The organism is Candidatus Skiveiella danica (assembly GCF_022705245.1).
In the GTDB taxonomy this organism is placed as follows: domain Bacteria; phylum Pseudomonadota; class Gammaproteobacteria; order Burkholderiales; family Burkholderiaceae_C; genus Skiveiella; species Skiveiella danica.
The window spans coordinates 1-574 of record NZ_JAKJEW010000096.1; the positions used below are offsets into that span (position 1 = coordinate 1).

The 574-nt window shown below is 63.2% G+C and carries 2 protein-coding genes; both read left to right on the top strand.

Going from position 1 to position 574, the window contains the following annotated elements; all coding sequences use genetic code 11:
* The coding region (locus tag ACMUOY_RS20170) for an ExbD/TolR family protein (protein WP_413894519.1) at positions 1-358 on the top strand (358 nt) is incomplete at its 5' end.
* An 11-nt stretch (positions 359-369) separates the two neighbouring features.
* Positions 370-574 (top strand): ExbD/TolR family protein (locus tag ACMUOY_RS20175; RefSeq protein WP_413894520.1); only part of this gene is annotated, 205 nt, incomplete at its 3' end.

Consider the following 574-nt stretch of genomic DNA (forward strand, 5'->3'; position numbering starts at 1 on the left):
GGTGGACGTGATGCTGGTGCTGCTGATCATCTTCCTGATCACCATCCCGGTGATCACGCAGACCATCAAGCTCGAACTGCCGAAAGAGCGCAACCTGCCGACGCAGACCAAGCCCGAGAACGTGCTGCTGGCCGTCAGCAAGGATGGCGACATCTACTGGAACACCCGCAAGATGCCCGACATCGAGAGCGTGGTGGCCGAGCTGAAGAAGGAAGCCGTCAAGGAGCCGCAGCCCGAGGTGCACATCCGCGGCGACGAGGAAGCGCGCTACGAGGCCGTGGGCCGCCTGGTGGTGGCCTGCCAGCGCGCGGGCATCGCCAAGGTGGGATTCATCACCGAAGCGCCACCGCGGCAGTAAGGAGCAACACCATGGGAATGAATGTCGGCAACGCCAGCGGTGAAGACGAGGTGATGGTGGAGATGAACACCACGCCGCTGATCGACGTGATGCTGGTGCTGATCATCATGCTGATCATCACCATCCCGCTGCAGACGCATGCGGTGAAGATGAACATGCCGGTGGGCCCGAGCAGCGCGCCGCCCAAGCCGCCCGAGATCGTGCGCATCGACGTCG